The sequence below is a fragment of the Caulobacter sp. SRI_008 genome (genome assembly GCF_057586355.1).
Genome location: NZ_JBYCZS010000021.1, coordinates 1 through 23,455, shown reverse-complemented (window position 1 = coordinate 23,455; position 23,455 = coordinate 1). Strand labels below are relative to the sequence as shown.

Annotated in this window: 21 protein-coding genes; 8 read left to right on the top strand and 13 right to left on the bottom strand. The window is 69.4% G+C overall.

The annotated features are described in order from the left end of the window. Positions 1-133: 133 nt before the first annotated feature. From AC2YHT_RS18270 to AC2YHT_RS18260, 3 genes are all read right to left on the bottom strand, one after another. Positions 134-5,161, bottom strand: coding sequence for an alpha-2-macroglobulin family protein (locus AC2YHT_RS18270; protein WP_487291218.1), 5,028 nt, complete (start codon positions 5,159-5,161; stop codon positions 134-136). A gap of 152 nt (positions 5,162-5,313) precedes the next feature. After that, positions 5,314-6,183: a carbonic anhydrase gene (locus tag AC2YHT_RS18265; RefSeq protein ID WP_487291216.1), complete on the bottom strand. Its 870-nt coding sequence runs from the start codon at positions 6,181-6,183 to the stop codon at positions 5,314-5,316. Between the two features lie 81 nt (positions 6,184-6,264). Beyond that, positions 6,265-6,738: an Lrp/AsnC family transcriptional regulator gene (locus AC2YHT_RS18260; protein ID WP_110122207.1), complete on the bottom strand. Its 474-nt coding sequence runs from the start codon at positions 6,736-6,738 to the stop codon at positions 6,265-6,267. A 120-nt stretch (positions 6,739-6,858) separates the two neighbouring features. Here AC2YHT_RS18260 and ald point away from each other — a divergent pair, with 120 nt between their 5' ends. After that, positions 6,859-7,971, top strand: coding sequence for an alanine dehydrogenase (gene ald / locus AC2YHT_RS18255; RefSeq protein WP_487291214.1), 1,113 nt, complete (start codon positions 6,859-6,861; stop codon positions 7,969-7,971). A gap of 171 nt (positions 7,972-8,142) precedes the next feature. On the opposite strand, the gene pyrF is transcribed toward ald, so the two are convergent. Continuing rightward, a complete protein-coding gene (gene pyrF / locus AC2YHT_RS18250) occupies positions 8,143-8,832 on the bottom strand; it encodes an orotidine-5'-phosphate decarboxylase (protein ID WP_487291212.1) in 690 nt (229 codons plus the stop codon). 87 nt (positions 8,833-8,919) lie between these two features. On the opposite strand from pyrF, the gene AC2YHT_RS18245 reads away from it, so the two are divergent. Continuing rightward, positions 8,920-9,618 carry a MarC family protein gene (locus AC2YHT_RS18245; protein ID WP_110122205.1) on the top strand — a complete coding sequence of 233 codons (699 nt, stop codon included), beginning with the start codon at positions 8,920-8,922 and terminating at the stop codon, positions 9,616-9,618. Between the two features lie 153 nt (positions 9,619-9,771). On the opposite strand, the gene AC2YHT_RS18240 is transcribed toward AC2YHT_RS18245, so the two are convergent. From AC2YHT_RS18240 to AC2YHT_RS18230, 3 genes are all read right to left on the bottom strand, one after another. After that, entirely contained in the window at positions 9,772-10,572 is an 801-nt protein-coding gene (locus AC2YHT_RS18240) for an SDR family NAD(P)-dependent oxidoreductase (RefSeq protein ID WP_487291211.1), read from the bottom strand. 165 nt (positions 10,573-10,737) lie between these two features. Then, positions 10,738-11,346, bottom strand: a complete 609-nt coding sequence (locus AC2YHT_RS18235) for a flavodoxin family protein (RefSeq protein WP_487291209.1) — start codon at positions 11,344-11,346, stop codon at positions 10,738-10,740. 158 nt (positions 11,347-11,504) lie between these two features. Further along, a complete protein-coding gene (locus tag AC2YHT_RS18230) occupies positions 11,505-11,954 on the bottom strand; it encodes an Rrf2 family transcriptional regulator (RefSeq protein ID WP_487291207.1) in 450 nt (149 codons plus the stop codon). Positions 11,955-12,129: 175 nt separating this feature from the next. On the opposite strand from AC2YHT_RS18230, the gene AC2YHT_RS18225 reads away from it, so the two are divergent. From AC2YHT_RS18225 to AC2YHT_RS18215, 3 genes are all read left to right on the top strand, one after another. Next, the gene (locus AC2YHT_RS18225; protein WP_110122201.1) at positions 12,130-14,124 is read left to right on the top strand and encodes a potassium transporter Kup; all 1,995 of its coding nucleotides are present in this window, start codon (positions 12,130-12,132) and stop codon (positions 14,122-14,124) included. A 30-nt stretch (positions 14,125-14,154) separates the two neighbouring features. Continuing rightward, positions 14,155-14,517, top strand: a complete 363-nt coding sequence (locus AC2YHT_RS18220) for a hypothetical protein (RefSeq protein ID WP_487291206.1) — start codon at positions 14,155-14,157, stop codon at positions 14,515-14,517. Positions 14,518-14,611: 94 nt separating this feature from the next. After that, a complete protein-coding gene (locus AC2YHT_RS18215; protein ID WP_487291204.1) occupies positions 14,612-15,838 on the top strand; it encodes an argininosuccinate synthase in 1,227 nt (408 codons plus the stop codon). Positions 15,839-15,898: 60 nt separating this feature from the next. Here AC2YHT_RS18215 and AC2YHT_RS18210 read toward each other — a convergent pair whose 3' ends face one another. Next, entirely contained in the window at positions 15,899-16,438 is a 540-nt protein-coding gene (locus AC2YHT_RS18210) for a hypothetical protein (RefSeq protein ID WP_487291202.1), read from the bottom strand. 104 nt (positions 16,439-16,542) lie between these two features. Here AC2YHT_RS18210 and AC2YHT_RS18205 point away from each other — a divergent pair, with 104 nt between their 5' ends. Next, positions 16,543-17,208, top strand: a complete 666-nt coding sequence (locus AC2YHT_RS18205; protein ID WP_487291200.1) for a DUF6624 domain-containing protein — start codon at positions 16,543-16,545, stop codon at positions 17,206-17,208. Here the strand turns inward: AC2YHT_RS18205 and AC2YHT_RS18200 are convergent. From AC2YHT_RS18200 to AC2YHT_RS18190, 3 genes are all read right to left on the bottom strand, one after another. Beyond that, positions 17,205-17,600, bottom strand: coding sequence for a hypothetical protein (locus AC2YHT_RS18200; RefSeq protein WP_487291197.1), 396 nt, complete (start codon positions 17,598-17,600; stop codon positions 17,205-17,207). The genes AC2YHT_RS18205 and AC2YHT_RS18200 overlap by 4 nt on opposite strands. A 5-nt stretch (positions 17,601-17,605) precedes the next feature. Then, complete coding sequence (locus AC2YHT_RS18195) at positions 17,606-18,055, bottom strand: hypothetical protein (RefSeq protein WP_487291196.1); 450 nt, start codon at positions 18,053-18,055, stop codon at positions 17,606-17,608. A gap of 96 nt (positions 18,056-18,151) precedes the next feature. Next, a complete protein-coding gene (locus AC2YHT_RS18190) occupies positions 18,152-18,985 on the bottom strand; it encodes an acid phosphatase (RefSeq protein WP_487291194.1) in 834 nt (277 codons plus the stop codon). A gap of 142 nt (positions 18,986-19,127) precedes the next feature. On the opposite strand from AC2YHT_RS18190, the gene AC2YHT_RS18185 reads away from it, so the two are divergent. Next, a complete protein-coding gene (locus AC2YHT_RS18185) occupies positions 19,128-21,203 on the top strand; it encodes a TonB-dependent receptor (RefSeq protein WP_487291193.1) in 2,076 nt (691 codons plus the stop codon). Between the two features lie 168 nt (positions 21,204-21,371). Further along, positions 21,372-22,163 (top strand): SapC family protein, encoded by a 792-nt coding sequence (locus AC2YHT_RS18180; RefSeq protein WP_487291191.1) that lies wholly within the window; start codon positions 21,372-21,374, stop codon positions 22,161-22,163. A gap of 85 nt (positions 22,164-22,248) precedes the next feature. Here the strand turns inward: AC2YHT_RS18180 and AC2YHT_RS18175 are convergent, their stop codons facing one another. Together AC2YHT_RS18175 and AC2YHT_RS18170 are read right to left on the bottom strand one after the other, a co-directional pair. Continuing rightward, positions 22,249-22,515: a DUF1150 family protein gene (locus tag AC2YHT_RS18175; RefSeq protein WP_110122192.1), complete on the bottom strand. Its 267-nt coding sequence runs from the start codon at positions 22,513-22,515 to the stop codon at positions 22,249-22,251. Between the two features lie 80 nt (positions 22,516-22,595). Beyond that, positions 22,596-23,018 (bottom strand): Hsp20 family protein, encoded by a 423-nt coding sequence (locus tag AC2YHT_RS18170; RefSeq protein ID WP_487291189.1) that lies wholly within the window; start codon positions 23,016-23,018, stop codon positions 22,596-22,598. Positions 23,019-23,455 lie beyond the last annotated feature (437 nt).

The window sequence follows — 23,455 nt, the reverse complement described above, 5'->3', positions numbered from 1 at the left end:
CCCCGTGAGGGGGGAGGGGTCAGGGGTGGGGGTGACTTCGGTGTTGGCGGCGGTCACGGCGCTTCACCTTCAAGCGCCGTCACCCCCATCCCCGGCCCTTCCCCCATCGAGGGGGAAGGGAGAACGCTGAACATCACTGCCCCGCGATCGTCGTGCGGCCGGCGTCCGACCGGGCGGCGATGCTCGGGCGGTACATGTCCTTGGCCACGGCCCCGGGCAGGAAGAACTCGCCCGGCGTCACGGCCCGCGCGATGTAGGCCATGGCGAAGGGCTTGTTGCCCTCCAGGTCCAGCGCGGCGATGTAGCGGTCGTCGCGGCTTTCCTGGGCGTCGGGGCTGGAAAGCTCGCCGAGGAACTTGAACGGTCCGTTCTGGGCGTCGTCGGCGCCCAGCGGGGCCTCGATCTCGAAGCCGGCCGGCAGGGCGTCGTCGACCACCAGGGCGGTCGAGCGAGCTTGCAGCGACCGGCCCTGGATCAGCACGATCACCCGTTCGCCCTGGCGGATGGCGAAGGGATCGACCGCGCCGCCGCTCATCGTGAACAGGCGCTTGCTCACCGTCAGGCCGTTGCTGGAGGCCACCGGAGCGACGATCGGCGTGCCGCGCACGCTGACCGTCCGCCACAGGGCGCCCTTGCCCTTGTTGGTGAAGCGGGCGTCGGCCAGCTTGCCCACGGCCCAGCGCGGCGCCCCGCCCGCGGGGGGCAGGCCGATCACGCCTTGGGCGTCGATGCTGATCGGGCCGGCGGCCTTCATCAGCTGGTGGGCGGCGAACAGCAGCTGGGCCTGTTCCTGGGTGTTCAGGGCGTCGGGATCCTTGACCACGTTCTCCAGGCGGCCTTGCAGGCGGGCGGCGACATCGGTCTGGCCGGCCTGGACCGCCAGGGCCGTGACCGCGGCCACGTCGCGCAGCGGGCTCTGGTACCAGTCGTACTCGTCGCGCCAGTTCAGCGAGTTCACCGCCTGGCGCATGGCCGAGCGAGCCCGGGCGTGGTCGCCCATCAAGGCCAGGCCTGCGGCCACTTGCGCCTTGGCCAGCGGCTGGTCTTCGTCCTTCATCTGCACGTCGTGCCACCAGCGCAGGCGGGCCAGGTCTCCGCGTCCGGCCTTGGCCAGGACGTAGAGGGCGTAGGCGCTGGCCCGGCGGCGCATGCGTTCGGTGGCCTTCTTGCTGTCCTCGGGGCTGCGGCCCCACCAGGCCGGATATTCCAGCCGGTACGAGACCGAGCTCCAGCCGTCGGGACGGCTAATCTGGCGCATGGCGTTCAGGGCCTTGTCCAGAGCCTCGTCCGGCACGGCCACGCCCTGCGCCTTGGCTTCCAGCAGGAAGTCGGTGGCGTAGGCGCCCAGCCAGGCGTCGGCCTCGCCGTCGCCGACCCGCCACAGGCCGAAGGCGCCGTCGAGGGTCTGACGATCGAGCAGGCGGCCCACCGCCCCGGCCAGGGCGGCTGGCGTGCGCTTCAGCTTCGGATCGCTGGAGACGCTCTGGGCGTAGAGCAGCGGATAGGCGGTCGAGACCAGCTGCTCGGTGCAGCCGTAGGGGTAGCGCTGCAAGGCCACCGCGATCGCCGACGGGTCGAAGCCCTTGAACGGCGAGTAGCTGACCTGCAACGTCACGTCCCCGGCCGCCAGGCCCGAGAGCAGCTGGTAGTTGGGGGTGTAGCTGGTTCCCGGAGCCTGCAGCTCGGTGGTGGTGCGCACCACGTCGCCCCAGCCCAGGCGGGTCTGGATCGGATAGTCCTTGGCGGTCGAGAAGCCGGGGCCGCTGACCTTGAAGCCGATCTTGCCGACGCCGGTGACGTCGGGCGCCAGGAAGGGGATCTTCTCGGCGACGCGCTGGCCCAGGATCAGGGTGATCACCTTCTTGAAGGCGACCTTCAGCCCGCCCGAGGCGCTGGCTTCGGCGGTGTAGGCGCCGGGCTTGCCCTCGACGTTGTGCAACTCCAGCGTCGCGGTCGGCTTGTCGCCGGGCGACAGGAAGCGCGGCAGGTTGAGGTCGGCGACCACCGGCTGGCGCACGGTCATGGCCTTGGAGCCCGAGCCGACGGCTTCGTCGGTCCAGGCCACGGCCATGATCCGCAGCTCGCCGTTGAAGTCGGCCGGCGGCAGCTTGATCACCGCCTTGCCGTCCAGGCCCGTCTCGACCACGCCCGACCACAGGGCCACGGTCTTGATCGGCGTGACCGTCAGGCCCTCGCCGCCCAGTTCGTCGCCGCCGAAGTTGACGTTGGCCGGCGCGCCCATGTTCGGGTCGAGCAGGCGGCCGTAGTCGTCACGGTAGTCGAGCGTCAGGGCGCGCTTGCCGAAGTACCACTTCACCGGATCAGGGCTTTCCTGGCGGGTCAGGCGCAGCACGCCTTCATCCACCGCCGCGACGGTGACCCGGGCCTTCTGGCCAAAGCCCAGGCCCTGCACCTTCAGCGGGATTTCGACCGGCGCCTTGGAGTCGATCTTGGCCGGCGTGCCGATGTCGACCACCAGCTTGCGGCCCTTCGGCTCCAGCGGCACGTAGACGAGGCCCAGGGCCCGCTTGGGCTTGGGCGAGGCCACGGGGTCGCGCGGCTGGATGACGGTGACCATCACATAGGCCCCGCCACCCCAGGCGGCGCTGGTCTTCAGCTTCACGGTCGCGCCGTTCTCGCCGACCGACACGGTCTTGAAGTCGATCAGGCGATCGGTGGCCACGGCCACCTGGGCCTGGCCGGCATAGGGCGCCTTCAGGGTGATCTCGACGGTGTCGCCCTGCGCATAGGCCTTGGTTCCGGCCGACACGCGGACATAGTCCGGAGCCTCGGCGTCCTTGGCCGGCGAGCCCCAGCCCGACGAGAAGCGGGTGATGGTCTTGCTGCCGTCGGCGCCCTCGACCACCAGGCGGTAGTCGCCCCAGCCGAGGCGGCGGTTCACGCGCGCTGACTGGCCGGCCGAGAGGTTCAGCGCGCCCTTCATAACCACGGCGTCGCGGCTGGTGCGCCGCCACTGCCAGCGGCCGTCCTGCTGGAACCAGTCGTAGTTCCAGTTCTCGCTGATCAGGGTGTAGTTGGCGGTGGTCGAGATCCGCTTGCCGGCGGCGTCGACGGCGATGATCTCAAGGCTGACGGGCGGATCGCCGTTCTTGGCCTCGCCCTGCTCGATCTTGACCCCGTAATAGACCGGCTTGCCGCGGACCTTGATCTCGAGGCCCTCGCGCACCGGCCGGCCGCCGGGTTCGAACACCGAGGCCGTGACGGCCGCGACCAGCGGCTGGCCGGTCTCGCCGACGTCGGACGTCGCCAGGTTCAGCACCGCCCGGCCCTCGCCGTCGGTGACGGTGTTGCCCAGCTCGATCAGCTTCTCGTCGAACGGCTCCTGGGCGTCGCCCCACTCGAAGCCCTTGTATTGCGGGAAGGGATCGGTGTCGCGGCGCAGGCGGGCTTCGCCTTGCGTCTGCAGGCCCGAGCCCGGCGCGCCGTATAGGAAGCGGGCCGAGACGTTGATCTGGCGGGTCTCGCCGATGCGGACCGGGGCGCTCTCCTGGCCGGTGGCGGTGACCGCCAGACGCTGAGGCGCGAAGTCTTCGACGCTGAAGCTCAGCGAACCCGACGAGGCCTCGATGCCCTCGATGTGCAGTTCTGCGGTCCAGCGGCCGCGCGGGGCGCTGCGGGGCAGGGCGATGTCGATCGGCACGGCGCCGGCGTTGGCCTGGCCGAACCACCAGCGCTTGTACTCCACGCCCGAGGGGCGCTTGACCAGGATGTAGCCCTTGCGGTCGTTCACCGCCTTGGCCAGGCGGTCGCGGACCATGGCGGTCAGGTGCACGGTCTCGCCGGGGCGATAGATGCCGCGGTCGGCATAGAGCCAGCCGTCGATGTCGGTCTTGGCCTCGCGGCCGCCCTCGCTCTCGGTGCGGCCGCCGACGCCCTGCTTGGACAGGTCCACCGGCGAGCGGTCGAGGTCGAGCACCGACAGGTCGCCTTGCGGACCGTAGGCCATGACCATCTTGGCGCGCTCGGCGCCTTCGCCTTCCAGCAGCGGACGGGCGAAGCGCACGCGGCCGTCGGCGTCGCTCTTGACCTCGGCCAGGGGCTCGCCGTCGCGGGCGACCAGGGCCACGCGCACGCCCGACACCGTCTTGGCGGTCTTCAGCGAGCGGACCACGACGTCCAGCGCCTCGGAGCCGTCATAGGCGATCAGGGCCATGTCGGTGAACACGATCCAGCGCCGGGCCTGGGCCGGGGGGGTGTCGCCCTCGCCGTCGGGATCGCGGCCGCCCGAGGCGTCGCGGGCCTTGATGACATAGGCGCCGGCCTTCATCTCCTTCAGCACCGCGCCCAGCGGGAAGACGGTGGTCGCCTTCTGGCCGGCGGCGCCGTCGACATTGACCTCGCCCTTCCAGATGCGGCGGCCGTCGTCATTGGGGCTGTCGTCGCCGTAGTCGCTGTTCCAGTCGCCTTCGCCGGTGGGGTCGGGGGCGCTGATCGACTTGCGGACCAGGTTGCGGTCCGACACGCGCCAGACTTCCACGGCCAGCTTGGAGACGTTCATGGTCTCGATGGCGACGCCGTCGGACTCCTCGCGCGGCAGGATCACCCCGTCGCCGGCGAAGCCCACGTAAGGCGGCTTCTCACCAAAGGTGAAGTCGACGTCGGCGTTGGCGCCCAGGGTGTCGCCGCCCTTGGCGGGCAGGCCCTTCAGCAGGGTGACGCGGTGGTCGGTGAAGCCGATCCCGCCGACGCACAGCTCGTCGCCCTTGACCCGCACGGCCGGGGTGCGGCCGAGGTCGGGCGAGACCATGACGAAGTCGGCATAGGCCTTGGACGGGTCGAGCTCGCGGCTCATCTGGATGCAGGCCAGCGGATCGCCGCCGGAGCTGTCGATGCGGGTGCGCCAGACGGCGAAGCCTTCGGGCTTGGGAACGCCGCGCCGGCGGGCGCCCGCGTCGCGCGGCTTGCCGAACAGCGACCAGGCTTCGCCCTTGACCGCGCCGCCGCTGACCGCGGCCTTGCCGCCGCCGCCACCGAACCAGCCGAGATCGGCGGTCTTGGCCGCCACGAAGCCGCCGCCGAAGCCGAGGACCAGGGCGACCGCCGCCACGGCCGCGGCCGGGGTCAGCAGGTGGGGTTTCAGACGGGTCCAGACGGAGGACTTGGCCGTGCCGCTGCCCTGCGGCGTCTCGTCCGTCGACATCCGTCGTCTCTCCCAAAGCGAAGTGATTTGGGGGGACTTGAACCTAAGCGCGAGCGGGGGTCAACGGCGCTGATGTGACGGTGATGGGGTACCGTCCACGGAAACGGAAACCTCGCCCTTCGACAGGCTCAGGGTGAGGTTTCCCGATGGCGCTAAACGTCGAACTTCACCTGCGCCGTCGACAGGTCGTAGCAGGCCGAGACGATCTTCAACCGGCCCTGGGCGACGCGCTCGGCGAGCGTGCCGTCGGCCACCTTAAGGCGGGCGGCGGTGTTGCGGACGTTGCGGCGGATGGCGGCGTCCTGCAGGTCCGCGGGATGCTCGGCGTCGGCGTCGAACACCGCCGGCAGGATCGGCAGGACCATGTCCTGCAAGGCCCCGTGCAGATGGGCGTGCTTGGTGGCGACGTCCACGGCCGCGCCGACGGCGCCGCACTTGGTGTGGCCCAGCACGACGACCAGCGGCGCGCCCAGGTGCTCGACGGCGTAGAGGATCGAGCCCAGGCCCTCGGGGCCGACGGTCGAGCCGGCCACGCGGACGATGAACAGTTCGCCCAGATTGCAGTCGAAGATCAGTTCGGGCGCGGTGCGGCTGTCGCTGCAACCGACGACGACGGCGAACGGCTTCTGGCCGCCGGCCATTTCCGAGATGCGGGCGGCCGAGGGCAGCACCAGGCTGGCGCCGCCGCGGGCGAAGATGGCGTTGCCGTGCTTGAGCCGGCCCAGCGCCTCGTCGGGGCTGACGGCCGGGGCGGGCGGCTCGACCTTGACGCCGGAGACCTGGGTCGCGCCCGGCGCGGCGTGGCCTTCCTCGCCTTCCATCGGCGGCACGCTGGCGACGGCCTTGTCCAGCGCGGCCTTGTCGGCCGGCTGGGTGGCCAGCGCCTTGGTGACGCGGCGGGCCTTGCGCGCGGCAGGCGTCACCGCCGGCAGTTCGGGCGCGTGCAGGCCTTCGGCGTAGGCGATGGCGGGCGCGGCCAAGCCAACGCCCAGCGCGCCCAACAGGGTGCGTCGTGAAAACATGGTCTTCCCCCGAAGCCAGTGAATGTCGGACACGACCCTAGGCGAAGGAGGGTTAATCCCCCGGCAACGCTGGCGCTCGCCTCAAAGCGGCAATTCGACGCGTTTGACCACGGTGCGCATGGCGATCGACGAACTGACCCGCACCACGCCCGGGATCCGCGTCAGTTCCTGGCTGTGCACCCGCTCCAGGTCGTCGACGTCGGCCACCACCAGCCGCAGCAGATAGTCCGAGCCGCCGGTCATCAGGTAGCACTCGGCCACCTCGCGCACGCTCGCCACCGCCTTCTCGAAGGCGGTCAGGGCGGCCTCGGCCTGGGACGACAGGGTGACGGTGACGAAGACGCTGAGCGGCAGGCCCACGGCCCGCTCGTCGATCACCGCGGCATAGCGGCCGATGACCCCGGAATCCTCCAGCGCCCGCACCCGCCTAAGACAGGCTGATTCCGACAGATTGGCCGCCCTGGCCATGTCGACATAGCTGGCGCGACCCTCGCGTTGGAGCAAGCGGAGGATCTTTCGGTCGAAGACGTCGAGCGTCACCGGGGATTTCTTCAACGAACCGGCCCTTTCACGCAGGATTCCTGCATACACCGTTATCCCACGAACGAAAGAACCAAGAAACCTGCGAACGGAGAGGCGTACACCAGCGTTAAAGCCATAAACCGAGGAAACATCATGCGCGTTGGCGTCCCCTCCGAGATCAAACCGGGCGAGCACCGGGTCGGCCTGACCCCCACCGCCGTCCGTGAATATGTCGCCCATGGCCACCAGGTGCTGGTGCAGCAGGGTGCTGGCCTGGGCGCCGGCTATGCCGACGACGCCTATGTGAAGGCCGGGGCGACCATCGCTCCCGACGCCGACGCGGTGTTCGCGGGCGCCGAGATGATCGTGAAGGTCAAGGAACCGCAGAAGGTCGAGTGGGAGCGCCTGACCGATCGCCATATCCTCTTCACCTACCTGCACCTGGCGCCGGATCCGGCCCAGACCGAGGGCCTGCTGGCTTCGGGCTGCGCGGCCATCGCCTACGAGACCGTGACGGATGCGAAGGGCGGCCTGCCGCTCCTGGCCCCGATGTCGGAAGTGGCCGGCCGCATCGCCGTGTTCTCGGCGGCCGAGACCCTGCTCAAGCACAATGGCGGCATGGGCCTGCTGCTGAGCGGCGTGCCCGGCGTGCCGCCGGCTCGCGTCGTGGTGCTGGGCGGCGGCGTGGTCGGCTCCAACGCCGCCCGCATGGCCGCCGGCCTGGGCGCCGAGGTGGTGGTGCTGGAACGCTCGATCCCGCGCATGCGCGAACTGGACGACCTCTATCAGGGGCGGATCCTGACCCGCTATTCGACCTTCGCCGCGGTGGAGGAGGAGATTCTCAAGGCCGACGTGATCATCGGCGCGGTGCTGACCGCCGGCGCCGCCGCGCCGAAGCTGGTGCGCCGCGAGCACCTGGCCAAGATGAAACCGGGCTCGGTGCTGGTCGACGTCTCGATCGACCAGGGCGGCTGCTTCGAGACCAGCCACCCGACCACCCACGCCGAGCCGACCTACACGGTCGATGGCGTCGTCCACTACTGCGTGGCCAACATGCCGGGCGCGGCCCCGCGCACCTCGTCGGAAGCCCTGGGCAACGCCACCCTGCCGTTCGGTCTGGCGCTGGCTGACAAGGGCCTGGACGCGCTGAAGACCAACGTCCACCTGGCGCGCGGCCTCAACGTCCTGGGCGGCAAGCTGACCCACCCGGCCGTGGCTCAGGCGCTGGGCAAGGAGTCGGTGGATCCTTACGGGGCCTGGGCCTGAACCCAAACCTATAAGCTCCCGTCATTCCCGCCCTTGTGGCGGGAACCCCTGGTTCCGCTCGCAAGTGAAGAGCCAGCGGCGTGCTGAGCACGCCGCCCCACCCGCCCTTGCGGCTGACAGAGGGTTTCCCGCCACAAGGGCGGGAATGACGGGAGATAGAGATGGCGAGGGCTAAACCCCCGCCATCTCCGAGATCACCTTCAGCGCCGCCTCGCGCGGGTCGTTGGCCGCGGTGATCGGGCGGCCGCAGACCAGGTGGCTGGCGCCGGCGGCGATGGCGTCGGCGGGGGTGGCGGCGCGGGCCTGGTCGTTCTTGGCCGACCAGAAGGGGCGCACGCCCGGCGTCACCACCAGGAAGTCCGGGCCGCCGATCTCGCGGGCCAGGGCGGCTTCATGGGGCGAGGAGACGATGCCGTCGACGCCGCACTCCACGGCCTGGCGGATGCGCCGTTCGACCAGGGCGCGGGCGCTGAAGGCGTAGCCCATCTCGATCAGATCGGCGTCGTTCAGGCTGGTCAGCACGGTGACGGCCAGGATCTTCAGGTCCGAGCCGGCCTTGGCCTTCACGGCCGAGCGCATCACCTGCGGCTCGGCGTGGACGGTCAGCAGGTCGCAGCCGGCCCCGGCCAGCACCCGGGCCGAGCGCTCCACCGTCGCGCCGATGTCATGCAGCTTCCAGTCCAGGAACACCTGCTTGCCGGCCTTCTTGAGGTCGCCAGCGAAGCTCATGCCGTCGGTGGCCAGCAGCTCCAGGCCGATCTTGTAGAACGACACCGCGTCGCCGAGCTGGTCGACCATGCCGCGAGCGTCGGCGACCGTGGGCAGGTCCAGCGGAACGATCAGGCGCGGATCGGCGGTCATTTCAAGGCTCCGGTGTTGGCGCGCGAGCCCGCATCGCTCTAGAGAGAGCGACGTTTCCCGCACAGGCATGAAGGTTGAGGACGTCGAATGAGCCAGGCCGAACTCGCCGTCAACTTCTTCGTCGCCCTGTTCGCCCTGATCGACCCGATCGGCAACGTGCCGCTGTTCGCCGCCGCCACCCTGGGCGCGGCCTCGGCCGGCCGGCGGATGGTGGCCGTCTATATCGGCCTCTTCGTCCTGGCCTTCCTGGTGTTCTTCTACTTCACGGGCGTTTCCTTGCTGGAGTTCTTCGGCATCTCGATGCCGGCCTTCCGCATCGCCGGCGGCATCATCCTGTTCATCCTGGGCCTGGACATGGTGCGCGACGACTTCACCACCATGTTCGCCGACGCCGCCGAGGGCGAGACCGAGGTGCTGTCGGCCCGGGTCTACGCCAAAAAGCGGTTCGAGCGGCTGATCGTGCCCTTCGCCATGCCGCTGTTGATCGGCCCGGGCGCGATCTCGACCGTGATCATCTACGCCAGCGAGGCCAAGCACCTGGGGCTGGCGGGCATGGCCCTGGGCGTCGGGGTGATCGCGGCGGTGTCGGTGGTGCTGGTCGCCACCTTCTGGGCCGCGCCGGTGATCAGCAAGGTGCTGGGCCGCATCGGCATGAGCATCGTCGTGCGGGTGCTGGGCCTGATCCTCTGCGCCCTGGCGGTGCAGTTCGTGCTGATCGGCGTGGGGGATGCGACGCGCGGCTTGATCCGCGCGGACGCGAAGGCGCCGTACGCCGCGGAGAAGTAGAAGCCGTCGGCTCCTCCCCCGCTTGCGGGGGAGGGGGACCACGAAGTGGTGGAGGGGGCGAGACTGGGCGCCGTGCCGGCGGTCGCCCCCTCCGTCACGCTGCGTATCCGCAGCGCGCCACCTCCCCCGCTTCGCGAGGGAGGAGCTAGGGGATCAAACCTTCCGGAACTTCCCGCCCTGGCTGGCGATCAGGGCCAGGGCCCATTCGTCCGGGATCAGCTTGGCCAGCACGGCGATGGCCTTGTTGGGCGCGCCGGTGACGCAGACGGGGCGGTTGGCCTCGGCGGCCTCGTAGCCGGCGGCGGCGACCTCGTCGGCGCCCAGCCACATCCAGGCCGGCAGGCTCTGGCTGACCTGGGCGCGGGTGCCGTTGACGTCGTGGAATTCCGAAAGCGTAAAGCCGGGGCACAGGGCGCTGACGTGCACGCCGGTCGCCAGGTTCTCCAGGTGCAGGCTCTGGGAGAACTTCACCAGGAAGCTTTTCGTCGCCGCATAGAGGGTGTGGCCGGCCGAGCCGGGGGCCAGGCCCGCCAGAGAAGCGACATTGACGATGCGGCCGAAGCGACGCTCGACCATGCCCGGCAGCACCTTGTGGGTGAGGGCGCAGACCGAGGTCAGCATCACCTGCAGGAAGGTCGACTGGTCGGCCCAGGTGGTCTTGTCGTAGGCGCCGGGCAGGCCGTAGCCGGCGTTGTTCACGAGCGCGTCGATCTCGCGGCCCTCGGCGGCGATCCCGGCCAAGACCGCGTCGACGCCGGCCGGATCGGCCAGGTCGGCGGGAATCGCGTAGGCCTCGACCCCGAAGCGCATGCGGATCTCGGCGGCCAGGGCCTCCAGCCGGTCGAGCCGGCGGGCGGTCAGGGCCACGTCATAGCCGTGGCTGGCGTAGATGCGGGCGAAGGCGGCCCCGATGCCGGCGGAGGCGCCGGTGATCAGGGCGAGGCGGCGGGCCATGTGGGTCGAAGATCCTGCGAACGAAGCGTCGCCGGAGTCGAGCACGCCGGAGGTTGCGGTTCAAGACATAGGGGCGGGGCGGAGGAACGACCGTCGGGGGGCGGGGTCGATCGTTCCTCCGCGAGGGGCGCGCCTCTGAGGGGAGGACGGCGCGCCCGATAGTCCTTAGGCCGCGTCGCTGAGCGCCGGCTGGGCGCCGCGGGTCCAGCGGACGGCGGCTTCGGCCACGCGCACGCCGAGCAGGCGGGCGGTTTCACGGTCGCCGGCCGGGGGCGAGAGCTCCGGCGAGACGTTGTCCGACTGGGCGGCCAGGCCGACGAACGAGCCAACGCGGTTGATGGTTTCCGGACCACGCTCGGCGGCGGTGACGTTCGGCGGGGCGATGCCGAGGTTGATCCAGTTCATGCCGTGCTGGGCCGCGAGGATGGCCAGGCTGTTGAGGGCATGGGCCTTGTCGCCCGAGAAGCTGTGCGAGTTGGTGAAGCCCGCGGCCAGCTTGTCCTTCCAGGCGCCGGTGAAGAAGGCTGCCGAGGAAGCGTCGGCGAAGACTTTGAACACGCCCGAGACGTCGCCCATGTAGGTCGGCGCGCCAAACACCACGGCGTCGGACTCGGTCACGGCGTCGAGGATCGGCTTGAAGTCCTGGCTCGCGCTTTCGATGGCGAGCAGGACCGGGGTCTGGCCGGCGTCGCGGACGCCCTGGGCGACCTTGTCGGCGAGGACGGCGGTGTGGCCGTAGCCCGAGTGATAGACGATGGCGACCTTGGTGGTCATGGCGGATGTCCCCTGAGGAGAATGATGTTTTCCGAACAGGAACTGTATCGGTAGCGATTACGTAATAGCGCCCTCGACCGGCGCCAGGGGTAATCGCAACAATTTCGGGTGCAGTTTTTCTACGTGCCGCTTTCAGGGCGTCTTTAGGCAGGGCGCCTTCAGGCGGTCTGCAGCACGGCCTCGCGCTCGGCCGGGTCGGCCAGCAGGTCGGCCACCGAGATGCGCGACAGGCGCTCGGCGGCGGCGGCGTCGGCGGCGATCAGGGCCGCGCGGACGGCGTCGGGGATCCGCGCGCCGACGGGGCAGCCCTTCACGCCTGGGGGAGCGGTGCCGAGGTTGGCGCAGCCGTGGACGGCTCGCAGCACGGTGTCGAGGGTGATGTCCGTCGCCGGCTTCAGCAGCCAGGCGCCGCCGTTGGCGCCGGCGCGCGCGCCGATCAGTCCCGCCTTGCCGAGCATGGCGGTGACGCGCCGCACCACCACCGGATTGGTGGGGACGGAGGCCGCGAGTTCGGCGCTGGCCACGGCGCGGTCGGGGCTGAAAGCCTCCTTGTGCGCCAGATAGGCCAGGGCGTGAGCGGCGACGGGGAACTTCTGACTGTCGGACATGATCTTCTGCTAAGTCCGGAACGTAAGGGGGGAACGCGTGCGTTGAAACAAAAACCGTAAAGGCGCGCGGCCAAGGTCGCGATTGAACCCGGATCGGATTGGGTGTATCGCGCCCCGCTTGATCGATATGGGGCTTCGCGCGAGATTTTCGAGGGCGCGGCCCCGGAGGGATTGAATGGCTTCCGAAGCCTCCGGCGTTTCGACCTCTGAGAACGCCTCCGTCGCGGCGTGCGACATTCCCCAACAAGGCGGCTCCGCCAATGGTCACGGTCCAAAGGGCCATGGCGTGTTCGCGCTCGCTTTGGGCTCCGTCGGGGTCGTGTTCGGCGACATCGGCACCAGCCCGCTCTACGCCTTCAAGGAGGCGCTGCACGTCACCGCCGCCGACGGCGTGACCCGGGCCGAGATCCTGGGGATCGTGTCGCTGGCCCTGTGGGCGCTGATCCTGGTCGTCACGATCAAGTACGTGCTGTTCATCATGCGCGCCGACAACAAGGGCGAGGGCGGGGTGCTGTCGCTGATGGCCCTGGCCCAGCGGGCCATGGGCCGGCGCACGGCCCTGGTGTTCGGCCTGGGCGTGATCGGGGCGGCGCTGTTCTACGGCGACGCGGTGATCACCCCGGCGATGTCGGTGCTGTCGGCGGTCGAGGGTCTGCGGACCATCCCGGCGCTCGAGCACGGCATCAGCACCGAGGCGGTGCTGCTGATCGCCACGGTGATGCTGCTGGGCCTGTTCTTCATCCAGAGCCGCGGCACGGCCAAGGTCGGCCAGCTGTTCGGCCCGGTCTGCGCAGTCTGGTTCGCGGTGATGGCGGCCCTGGGCGTCTACCACCTGTTCGACCACCCCGGCGTGTTCCGGGCCATCAACCCCTACTACGCCGTCCACTTCCTGCAGCACCACGGCATGGCCGGCTTCATCGTGCTGGGCGCGGTGTTCCTGACCGTCACCGGGGCCGAGGCCCTGACCGCCGACATGGGTCACTTCGGCCGCTGGCCGATCCAGGCCGCCTGGCTGTTCTATGTGCTGCCGTGCCTGGCGCTGAACTATCTGGGCCAGGGCGCCCTGGCGCTGAACACCCTGGTCGCGGCCGAGCGGGCCGGCGTGCCGTTCCAGGAGCTGAACTGGTTCTTCGAGATGGCGCCCGACTTCCTGCGCCTGCCGCTGGTCATCCTGGCCGGCGCGGCCACGGTCATCGCCAGCCAGGCGGTGATCACCGGCGCCTTCTCGCTGACCCAGCAGGCGATCCAGCTGGGCCTGCTGCCGCGCATGGACGTGCGCCGCACCTCGGAGACCCAGTCGGGCCAGATCTTCGTGCCGCAGCTCAACACCATGCTGCTGCTGGGCGTGCTGGCGGTGATGTTCACCTTCAAGACCTCGTCGGCCATGGCGCACGCCTACGGCCTGGCGGTGACCGGCACGATGGTCGTCACGACCGCCATGGCCTTCATCGTCATGCGCCAGCTGTGGAAGTGGCAGCTGCCAGCGGCCCTGGCCTTCCTGATCCCGTTCATGACGTTGGATCTGGTGTTCCTCAGCGCCAACGCCCTGCGCTTCTTCACCGGCGGCTGGCTGCCGGTGCTGATCGGGGCGGCCCTGTTCACGATCATGGCCACCTGGGTGCGCGGCAGCCAGATCCTCAGCGAGAAGACACGCCGGGATTCCGTGCCGCTCGCCGACCTGATGGAGATCCTGCGCGCCCGGGCCCCGCACCGCGCGCCGGGCACGGCGATCTTCCTGACCTCCGACCCGGACATGACCCCGGTCGCCCTGATGCACAACCTCAAGCACAACAAGGTGCTGCACGAGCGCAACGTGGTGCTGACCGTGCGCACGGCCGAGACGCCGCGCGTGCCCGAGGAGGAGCGGATCAAGACCTTCAAGGTCAATGAGGACTTCAAGAAGGTCGAGATCTACTACGGCTTCATGGAAAGCCCGAACGTGCCCAAGGCGCTGGCGCTGCTGCGTAAGCAGCAGGGGCTGAAGTTCGACATCATGGCGACCAGCTTCTTCCTCGGCCGCCGTTCGATCGTGCCGTCGGCCAATTCGGGCATGCCCCTGTGGCAGGATCGGCTGTACATCTTCCTGATGAAGAACGCGGCCAACCCGACCGACTTCTTCAAGATCCCGCCGGGCCGCGTCGTCGAGCTCGGCGCCCAAGTGACCGTATAGGCAAGCGACCGCGTGAGGCTGACCTTCTAGATGGATATTCTCGGCGTCATCGGCGACGTGTTGTGGATCCTGGCCCTGTCGATCATGGCCGGGGCGTCGCGCATGGCCTGGAGCAAGATCCCCAAGGGCGAGCCGACCCCGGTGGCCTGGTCGCCCAAGGGCTCCACCCTGCTGCGTCTGCCGCGCGGCCCGGCCCTGGTGCTGCTGCCGGCCGGGGCCTTCGCCATCAGCCTCTACCTGTTGGTCGAGAGCCGCCAGGCCGAGGATCTGACCCTGCGGCTGACCATGCTGGGCCTGCGCGCCACCCTGGCGGCGATCCTGGCGGTGATCCACCTGACCCAGGTACGCCGGGCGCTGAACCAGCTGGCCGAAGAGGGCAAGATCCGGCTCTAGTTCCACGCCGGTTCCGCCGTGTGTTTCCCTCGTCGCAAAAGCGCGCTAAACGCCCCGCGACTTTGTGTTTTCGCCTTCGACAAGGACCCCGCTCATGGCCGACAAGCCCGTGAAGAAGGTCGTGCTCGCCTATTCGGGCGGTCTCGACACCTCGATCATCCTCAAGTGGCTTCAGACCGAGTACGGCGCCGAGGTCGTGACCTTCACCGCCGACCTGGGCCAAGGTGAAGAGATCGAGCCCGCCCGCGCCAAGGCCCTGGCCGCCGGCGTGAAGCCCGAGAACATCTTCATCGAGGACGTGCGCGAGGAGTTCGTGCGCGATTTCGTGTTCCCGATGTTCCGCGCCAACACGGTCTATGAAGGCCAGTACCTGCTCGGCACCTCGATCGCCCGCCCGCTGATCGCCAAGCGCCAGATCGAGATCGCCCGTCAGGTCGGCGCCGACGCCGTCAGCCACGGCGCCACCGGCAAGGGCAACGACCAAGTGCGTTTCGAGCTCGGCTACTACGGCCTGGAGCCCGACATCCACGTGATCGCCCCCTGGCGCGAGTGGGACTTCAAGTCGCGCGAAGCGCTGCTGGACTTCGCCGAGAAGCACCAGATCCAGATCGCCAAGGACAAGCGCAACGAGGCGCCGTTCAGCGTCGACGCCAACCTGCTGCACTCCTCCTCCGAGGGTAAGGTGCTGGAGGATCCGGCGGTCGAGGCTCCGGAGTACGTCCACATGCGCACTATTTCGCCTGAGGACGCGCCGGACGCCCCGACGGTGATCACGATCGACTTCGAGAAGGGCGACCCCGTCGCCATCGACGGCGTGGCCATGAGCCCGGCGACCCTGCTGACCAAGCTGAACGAGCTGGGCCGCGACAACGGCGTCGGCCGTCTGGACCTGGTCGAGAACCGCTTCGTCGGCATGAAGTCGCGCGGCGTCTACGAGACCCCGGGCGGCACCATCCTGCTGGCCGCTCACCGCGGCATCGAGAGCATCACGCTGGATCGCGGCGCCATGCACCTGAAGGACGAGCTGATGCCGAAGTACGCCGAGCTGGTGTACAACGGCTTCTGGTTCACGCCGGAGCGCCAGATGCTGCAGGCGGCCATCGACTACAGCCAGGAGAAGGTCACCGGCCGCGTCCGCGTGAAGCTCTACAAGGGCAACGTCACGGTCATCGGCCGCGAGAGCGCCTACAGCCTGTACGACCAGGACCTCGTCACCTTCGAAGAGGGCAAGGTCGCCTACGATCACCGCGACGCCGGCGGCTTCATCAAGCTCAACGCCCTGCGCCTGCGCGTGCTGGCCAAGCGCGACCAGCGCGGCTGAGGCTTTTCGAAGCTTCGATAGGATCGAGCCCCGCCGGCGACGGCGGGGCTTTTTCTTTGCCTAGGCGGGGACGGTCGCCAGCAGGGTCAGGTCGCTCCGGTTGGGCGGGTCGACATCCACTGCCACCCACAGATCGTCCATGCTGAACACGCCGGCGGGGCCGCCAACGCCGATCCAGACGTGGGAGCGCCTGGTCTCGCTCTCCAGGGCCAGGCGCAGGGCCATGACCTCGCCTTCGGGATCGACCATCGTCGGTCCGGTGAACAGTTCCACCTGCTTCAGGACCGAGCCTTCGACCTGCGTCCAGGCGCCGTTCATCGCGATCCGCACCCGGTCGAGCGTGTGGGCGCCCCAACTGGCCCTCGGTCCATGGCCGAGCACCATCTCGTAGCCGACCTGCCGCCAGGACAGGATCAGCGACGCGCCCTCGAAGCTCAGGAACACGCTGCCGGTGAAGCTGAAGGCCGGGCCTTCGAACTCGGCGACCAGCTGCGGAGTGTCCGAGGTCATCGGCATCCAGATCAGCGCGTCGAGCCGGCGGCCGATCAGTGTGGACAGCACACCGATCCAGTCGGCGTGGGGCGAAGCGGCGGTGGTCATTCCGCGATCCTAGGCAGGAAGGCGCGCCGACGCGACAAGCGTCGCCATGATTGCGCCGCGAGGTCTCTCCACCGTCACGGTCTGGGTTGGATGAGGGAAGCGGCATGATCCGCGCGGGACTGATCGCCATCGTGATGCTGGCCGCCGGGTCGGCCGGGGCGGCGGAATCGCCGGCCGTGGCCAAGGCGCGGGCGCAGGCCCAGGCGCTGACGGCCAGGGAGGCGCTGATCGAGGAACTGGGCGGCATGGGCGCGGTCGACCAGGCGGCGCGCGTGAACTTCCTGGCCGTGCGCAAGACCGCCTCGCCCGAGGATCGCCAGGCGCTGGACGCGGTCTGGGCCGAATATTACGCGCCGATCGATCAGCGGCACACCGAGAGGTTGAAGGTGCTGCTGGCCGGGCGCGGCTGGTTCACGCCCGAGGAGGTGGGCGGCCGGGCCGCCGACGGCGCCTTCAACATCGTCAGCCACTCGCCCGATCTGGCCTTCCAGAAGGAGGCCCTGGCCAAGATGGAGCTGCTGGTGGGGAGTGGCGAGGTTCCGAGCGGCTACGCCAATCTCTACGACCGCGTCGCCGTGCAGGAGGGGCGGCCGCAACGCTACGCCACCCAGAAGGCGCGTTGCGTCGATGGTCGCCACGCCGTTCCGGACGGCGTCGAGGCGCCGGCCGAACTGGACCGCCGTCGCGCCGCGCTCGGGCTGGATCCGATGGAGGCCTATCTGAAGCGGATGGATTCCATCTACGGCCGTTGCGATCCCGGCGAGGGCTAGCTGGCCGTCGTCCCGCCGCCCGCCGGCTGCACCAGGTTCGGGGCCAGGTTGATGCCGGTCCTGTTGTAGATCACCCAGCCGACCACCTGGAACACCGTGTTCAGCAGGGTCTGGCTCAGCACCAGGGTCATGAACTTGGTGAACTGCAGGGTCTGGTTGAAGGCCAGTTCCTGGTTGTGAAGGATCAGGTCGGCGGCTTCCGGCGTGATCTGGTGGTTGGCCAGGGCGGTGCGGGTCTGGATCGCGGCCTCGGCCAGGCTGCGCAGATAGCCCGGCACGACGCTCTTGTTGGCGTTCCACCAGTCGGTGGCCGTGGCGCCCAGCTGCTGTTCCAGCACGGTCGCCAGCTCGTCGGCGTTGTCGACCTGCAGGGTGGAGAAATCGATCGACATGGGGGCTACCTCGGCTTCATGGCGGTGACGGCCTTGGCCGCCTGGTCGCAAGCGACCATCATGGCGGTGGTCGCGCCGGTGTTGGGGATGATCCCGGCCATCTGGTGCAGTTGGGCCAGGCCCTTGACCTGGGCGCTGCAGCCCTGGATCAGCGACACTTCCGCGGCGATGGCCTTCTGGGCGGGGCGGGCGGCGTAGGGCTGGCTGCCCGCGCGCACGGCGGCGATCGCCAGGGCGGCCTGGATGTCGGCATAGGTCGCGATCGCGCCGGCATAGGTGGCCTTGTCGGCGTAGAGGCCCATCTCGCCCTCGGCCGCCAGCTTGGCCACGCCCTCGTAGGCGGTGGTGATCTTCGCATCGAGTACGGGATCGTCGGGCGGCGCGAATATGGCGCAACCGCTCAAGGCAATGACCGACAAGGCGCAGGCCGCGCCGCGTCGCATGGTCTGGAACATTCAGCCCTCCCCCGAAAGGGCGCCAGGGTGGCGCCCCGCCGAAAGGGGCTCAAGCTCAAAGTTGTATCGGCCTGTCGCGCGTCCTTGGAGCGATTCTCAGCCGCCGCAGCCGGTGGGCGGACCCTCGGCCTTTGACGCGGCGATCTCGGCCTTGGCCTTCTCCAGGTCGGCCTCGAAGGCCGGGTCGGCGTGCAGCCGCGCCACCATCACCCCGCCCAGCAGGCGGCCGGCCTCCAGGTCGCTGGGGAAGTGGACGCCGCAGATCACCCGGCTGTCGCCGAACTCCCGGCCGCGGGCGGTGATCTCGGCGGCGCGGTCGGGCACGAGCTCGGCCAGCACCAGGCCCCACGACCAGCCGATCAGGGCGTGGCCGGACGGATAGGAGCCCTCGGTCTGGATCCAGCTCTCGCGCGGCACGCAGATCGGCTTGGTGTTGCCCACCGGCGGACGGGGCCGCGAGAACGCCTGCTTGGCCGGGCGATAGATGGTCCCGGCGTCGTCGGTCATGCGCAGCAGCAGGTTGGCCAGGGTCGGGGTCTTCTGCGGATTGATCGTCACCCGCGCGGCGCAGGAGAAGCTCTTGAAGCCGTTGGCGCCCGACAGGTCGGCGTCGGCCACCGCTTTGTCCCAGGCCGGCGTGCCCGCCAGCTTGCGGGTGTCGTCATAGGCGGCGCGGTCGGCCTTGCCGCGCGGCGAGTCCGGCGTCGGCGGCGGGCCGACGATCCCCGGCGCGTCGAACGGTTCGGCCAGGGTCAGGTAGCCCTTCGGCGGCTTGGTCCAGGTGCTCGACCCGCCGGCCTCGGCATAGGTCTTTGCCTGGGTCTGGGCCGGCGCCTTGGCCGAGGCGTCGCCGGTCAGCTGGGCGCAGCCGGCGAGCAGGCCAGCGACCGAGATTGCGGCCGAAAAGGGGAGCGCAGACGAAAAACGCATCATGGAAAGCCCGGACTGAGGTCGTGAAGACACAGAAAGCCGCCTCGTGCTCGCGTCAAGCGAAAGCGGATTGACGGCGAGATATGTTATTTCATAACAGAAAGCGAGCCGCTCCTCCGGCCAGTTCCAGGATCCGTCGTTCATGACCCGCCGCCTTCCGCTCCGCCGCAACGCTTTCGCGGCCGCCAGCCTTCTCGCGCTCGCCGCCGCGACCATGGGCGCCGCTCCCGTGTGGGCCGCCGATGCGGTCGCCGCCCCGGCCGATCCCGCCGCCGACCCGACCGACACCGCCGTTTCGCAGGTGGTGGTCACCGCCGCCCCCTACGCCGTCTCGCTCGACACCGTGACCAGCAGCGTCAACGTGCTGACCCGCGACAAGCTCGACACCGCCCCGCCGGCCGGTCTCGGCGACGTGCTGAACGGCCTGCCGGGCCTGCGCTCCACCTTCTACGGTCCCGGCGCCTCGCGTCCGGTGATCCGGGGCCTGGCCGGTCCGCGGGTGATGGTGCTGCAGAACGGCGTCGGCCAGGTCGACGCCTCGTCGCTGTCGCCCGACCACGCCGTGGCCTCCGACCCGGCCGAGGCCTCGCGCATCGAGGTGCTGCGCGGCCCGTCCACCCTGGCCTATGGCGGCTCGGGCATCGGCGGCGTGGTCAACATGATCGACGATCGCGTGCCCGCCAGCCGCGCCGAGAACGGCATCGAGGGCCGCATCGCCGCCTCGGCCTCTTCCGTCGACGACGGCTGGGGCGTCAGCGGCGCGGCCAAGTTCAACGCCGGCCCGCTGGTCTTCGCCGTCGACGCCGATCGTCGCCGCAGCGACGACTATTCGGTCCCGACCTCGCCGGTCTCCTCGCGTCTGGCCGCCCGCGACGGCCTGACCGTCGATCCGGAAAAGACCGTCCGCAACACCGACGTCGAGATGGACGCCTACGGCGCCGGCGTCTCCTATGTGCACGACCGCGGCTTCTTCGGCCTGTCGGTCAAGCGCACCGACACCACCTACGGCGTGCCCTACGAGCAGATCCTGGCCCCCATCGACCCGGACGCCGAAGGCCCGGTCTCGATCCACCTGCAGCAGACCCGCTACGACCTGCGCGGCGAGCAGGAGCTCGACAATCCGTGGTTCGAGAAGGTGCGCGTCTCCATCGGGCATGCGGACTACGAACACGCCGAGGTCAGCGTCGAGGACGGCGAGGTCGGCACCCGCTTCCTGTCGGACGGCACCGAGGGCCGCGTCGAGCTGGTCCATCGCGAGCATGACGGCCACCAGGGCGCCATCGGCTTCCAGGCCCTGAGCCGCAGCTTCGAGGCGATCGGCGACGAGGCCTTCGTGCCCAGCGTCGACATCAAGGAATACGGCGTCTTCACCCTGCAGCGCCTCGATCGCGGCGACTGGGGCGTGGACGCGGGCCTGCGCTTCGACACCCGCTCGCTGGAGACGGCGACGCAGAAGCGCGACTTCGACAACGTCTCGGCCTCGCTGGGCGTGTTCTACAAGCCCGCCGAGCATCAGTTCTACGCCCTGACCCTGTCGCGCAACGGCCGCGCCCCGACCGAGTTCGAACTGTTCGCCGACGGCCCGCACCCGGGCACCGGCGGCTACGAGAAGGGCGACGACAGCCTCGATTCCGAGAAGGTCACCTCGCTGGAGGGCACCTATCGCTGGACCGGCGCGCGCCTGCGCGTCGAGGGCCACCTGTGGGGCGCCTGGTACGACAACTTCATCGAGGAAGCCCCGACCGGCGCCGAGGAAGATAACCTGCCGGTGTTCCAGTACTACCAGACCGGCGCCAAGTTCCACGGCGCCGAGCTGGAGGTCGGCTGGAACGCCTGGCGCTCGGGCGAGCAGGCCGTGCGCCTGGAAGGCGTGGCCGACTATGTGCGCGGCTCCACCGACCTGGGCGCGCCGGCCCGCATCCCGCCGTGGTCGGTGACCGGCCGGGCGATCTGGACCGTCTCGCGCGTCGAGAGCGAGCTGGAAGTGCGCCATGTCGTCGAGCAGGACCGCGTGGCGACCTACGAGCTGCCGACCGACGCCTATACGGTGGTGAACCTGAAGGTGACGGTGAAGCCCTTCGCCGACGAGCCGCTGCGCCTGTTCCTCGAAGGCCGCAACCTGACCGACGAGGAGGTGCGCGAGCACGCCTCGTTCCTCAAGGACATCGCCCCGTCGCCGGGTCGTTCAATCCGTACCGGGATCGCCTGGAAGTTCTAGGCCGGCCTGGGTTCCGGCCTTCGCTCGCCAGGCGAGGGTCGGGACGGAGATTCCCTCTCCGGAGGTGTCGATTGCCGGGATATCGCAGATCGGCTAGAAGCGCTGACCACCAAAGGCCGCCTAAGCGATAGAGCGTCCGTTCTTCTTAGCCCTTCTGTAGAGCTTCTTATGGAAACGACCCAGTCCGCCGGCGGCATCACCGGCAACGTTCTCTTCTACTCGACGCCCGAGCCGCTGAACCGCGAGCAGCATGGCGCGCTGGGCCTGGTCCACCGGGACAAGCCCTACGGCTTCGCCGCCGCCGGCACCGCCGTGCCGCTGACGGTCACGGAATTCGGCCCCGCGGGCCTGTCCTATCCGATCATCTTCGCCGGCGACGAGCGCGTTCCGCTGGCGGTGATGGGTCTGAACCAGGGCGAGAACCTGTTCATCCACGCCGACGGCTCGACCGAAGTCGGCGTCTACATCCCGGCCTATGTCCGCCGCTATCCGTTCGTGCTGGCCAATGACGACGCCCAGGGCCGGATGATCGTCTGCATCGACCGCGGTTCGAACCTGCTGGCCGAAGGCGGCGAGACCCCGCTGTTCGACGCCAAGGGCGAGCCGACCGAATACACCCAGAACTGCATCAAGTTCTGCGACGACTTCGAAGTCGAACGCCGCCGCACCGACTCGTTCGTGCAGCTGCTGAAGGACAACGACCTCTTCGAACTGAAGAAGGCCACCTTCACCCCGCAGGGCGCCGACGGCCAGCCGGCCGAGCCGCAGGTCGTGGCCGAGTACTACGGCGTCTCGGAAGACAAGCTGAACGCTCTGCCGATCGAGAAGCTGAAGGAACTGCAGTCGACGGGCGCCCTGGCCCAGATCTACGCGCACCTGGTGTCGCTGGTCGGTTGGGATCGCCTGATCGCCATCACCATGTTCCGCCAGCAGCAGGCGCCGGCCGCCAACCTCAACTGAGGTCGGTAGTCGCATAAAAGAAGAAGGGCGGCGGATCGCAGGATCCGCCGCCCTTTTCGTTTGGGCCGTCTTTCGGTCCGAAGATCTAGTGCACCGAGACTGGCGCCAGTTCGTGGGCCAGGGCGGCCGCCACGGCCGCGTCGCGGTCGGTCAGCACCGCCAGGCGGGCCCCGTCGGCCCGGCACACCGCATAGAGCGTCTGGTCGGGGGCCAGATCGAAGTCCTCCACCCCCTCGGGGGCGTCGGCGAGGATCTCGGCCGCCTTGATCGGGCGCACATAGACGAGGTCCGGTGCGCCCAGCGCGGCGAAGGCCTCGGTCGAGAAGAACGGCGTGTGCGAATTGGGCGTCATGTGACCACCTCCTTCGATAGTGGAACGCCCCGAAGGCCCCGCGGTTCAGCCGAGCTTCGGAAGGGCGATTGCGAAGGGCCTCAGCCCTGCGAGCGGATGGGGATTTTCTTGACCAGTCGTTCGGGCGGCGGGCGGGCGACGTCGACGTGCAGCAGGCCGTGCTCGAGGGTGGCGGCCGAGACCTCCATGCCCTCCGCCAGCACAAAGGTGCGCAGGAAGCCGCGAGCGGCGATTCCCCGGTGCAGGTAGGCGCGGTCGATCTCGCTCTTGCCGTCGCCGTCGCGACGGCCGGCGACGACCAGCTGGCCGCCCTCGACGGTGACCTGCAACTGGTCGGGCGAGAAACCGGCCACGGCCAGGGTGATGCGCACCCCCTCGTCGGTCTGCTCGACATTATAGGGCGGGTAGCTCTCGCCGGCGGCCTTGGCGGCGCGCTCGATCAAATCTCGGGTGTGTTCGAAGCCCAGGAGAAAGGGGCTGTCGAACAGGATCGTCCGGGTCATGCGAAGTCCTTCGCTTCAAGCGACTTCGTTCGCGGAGGTCCGGGGCCCTGGAGCGGCGCCCCGATTCCGCAACGTCTCCAGGAAGTGGCGATGGGGCGGCGGCGGTTCAAGGCGCGGGGCCTGCCAGGCGCTCCATTGGGCTCTCTATAGAAAGGGCGTGGAGACCGCTCGGCGCGGCCCCGGGGCGGGTCATCCCCAGGTCTTGCGCGGGTCCTGGAAGGGGCGTGCGGATTCACGCTTGTCATCCTTTCGTCACGCGCCTATATGCGCCCCTCGCTCGGAACAGCGCTGACGAAGACGCTCGAAACGAGGCCGAAAGGCCCTTGCTTCGGTCGGATCTCATCGCTAAGTTCCGCGGCCTCAATCGACTCGGGCAGCTGGATTGCCGACGACCTTTTGGTCTTCGGGAGGGAGCGCTTTTGTTGCTTTTCGGGGGG

Bases quoted from the DNA above. Each gene is read 5' to 3' on its own strand.
- AC2YHT_RS18270 (WP_487291218.1), bottom strand. From the start codon at position 5,161: ATGTCGACGGACGAGACGCCGCAGGGCAGCGGCACGGCCAAGTCCTCC.
- AC2YHT_RS18265 (WP_487291216.1), bottom strand. From the start codon at position 6,183: ATGTTTTCACGACGCACCCTGTTGGGCGCGCTGGGCGTTGGCTTGGCC.
- ald (WP_487291214.1), top strand. From the start codon at position 6,859: ATGCGCGTTGGCGTCCCCTCCGAGATCAAACCGGGCGAGCACCGGGTC.
- pyrF (WP_487291212.1), bottom strand. From the start codon at position 8,832: ATGACCGCCGATCCGCGCCTGATCGTTCCGCTGGACCTGCCCACGGTC.
- AC2YHT_RS18245 (WP_110122205.1), top strand. From the start codon at position 8,920: ATGAGCCAGGCCGAACTCGCCGTCAACTTCTTCGTCGCCCTGTTCGCC.
- AC2YHT_RS18240 (WP_487291211.1), bottom strand. From the start codon at position 10,572: ATGGCCCGCCGCCTCGCCCTGATCACCGGCGCCTCCGCCGGCATCGGG.
- AC2YHT_RS18235 (WP_487291209.1), bottom strand. From the start codon at position 11,346: ATGACCACCAAGGTCGCCATCGTCTATCACTCGGGCTACGGCCACACC.
- AC2YHT_RS18230 (WP_487291207.1), bottom strand. From the start codon at position 11,954: ATGTCCGACAGTCAGAAGTTCCCCGTCGCCGCTCACGCCCTGGCCTAT.
- AC2YHT_RS18225 (WP_110122201.1), top strand. From the start codon at position 12,130: ATGGCTTCCGAAGCCTCCGGCGTTTCGACCTCTGAGAACGCCTCCGTC.
- AC2YHT_RS18220 (WP_487291206.1), top strand. From the start codon at position 14,155: ATGGATATTCTCGGCGTCATCGGCGACGTGTTGTGGATCCTGGCCCTG.
- AC2YHT_RS18215 (WP_487291204.1), top strand. From the start codon at position 14,612: ATGGCCGACAAGCCCGTGAAGAAGGTCGTGCTCGCCTATTCGGGCGGT.
- AC2YHT_RS18210 (WP_487291202.1), bottom strand. From the start codon at position 16,438: ATGACCACCGCCGCTTCGCCCCACGCCGACTGGATCGGTGTGCTGTCC.
- AC2YHT_RS18205 (WP_487291200.1), top strand. From the start codon at position 16,543: ATGATCCGCGCGGGACTGATCGCCATCGTGATGCTGGCCGCCGGGTCG.
- AC2YHT_RS18200 (WP_487291197.1), bottom strand. From the start codon at position 17,600: ATGTCGATCGATTTCTCCACCCTGCAGGTCGACAACGCCGACGAGCTG.
- AC2YHT_RS18195 (WP_487291196.1), bottom strand. From the start codon at position 18,055: ATGTTCCAGACCATGCGACGCGGCGCGGCCTGCGCCTTGTCGGTCATT.
- AC2YHT_RS18190 (WP_487291194.1), bottom strand. From the start codon at position 18,985: ATGCGTTTTTCGTCTGCGCTCCCCTTTTCGGCCGCAATCTCGGTCGCT.
- AC2YHT_RS18185 (WP_487291193.1), top strand. From the start codon at position 19,128: ATGACCCGCCGCCTTCCGCTCCGCCGCAACGCTTTCGCGGCCGCCAGC.
- AC2YHT_RS18180 (WP_487291191.1), top strand. From the start codon at position 21,372: ATGGAAACGACCCAGTCCGCCGGCGGCATCACCGGCAACGTTCTCTTC.
- AC2YHT_RS18175 (WP_110122192.1), bottom strand. From the start codon at position 22,515: ATGACGCCCAATTCGCACACGCCGTTCTTCTCGACCGAGGCCTTCGCC.
- AC2YHT_RS18170 (WP_487291189.1), bottom strand. From the start codon at position 23,018: ATGACCCGGACGATCCTGTTCGACAGCCCCTTTCTCCTGGGCTTCGAA.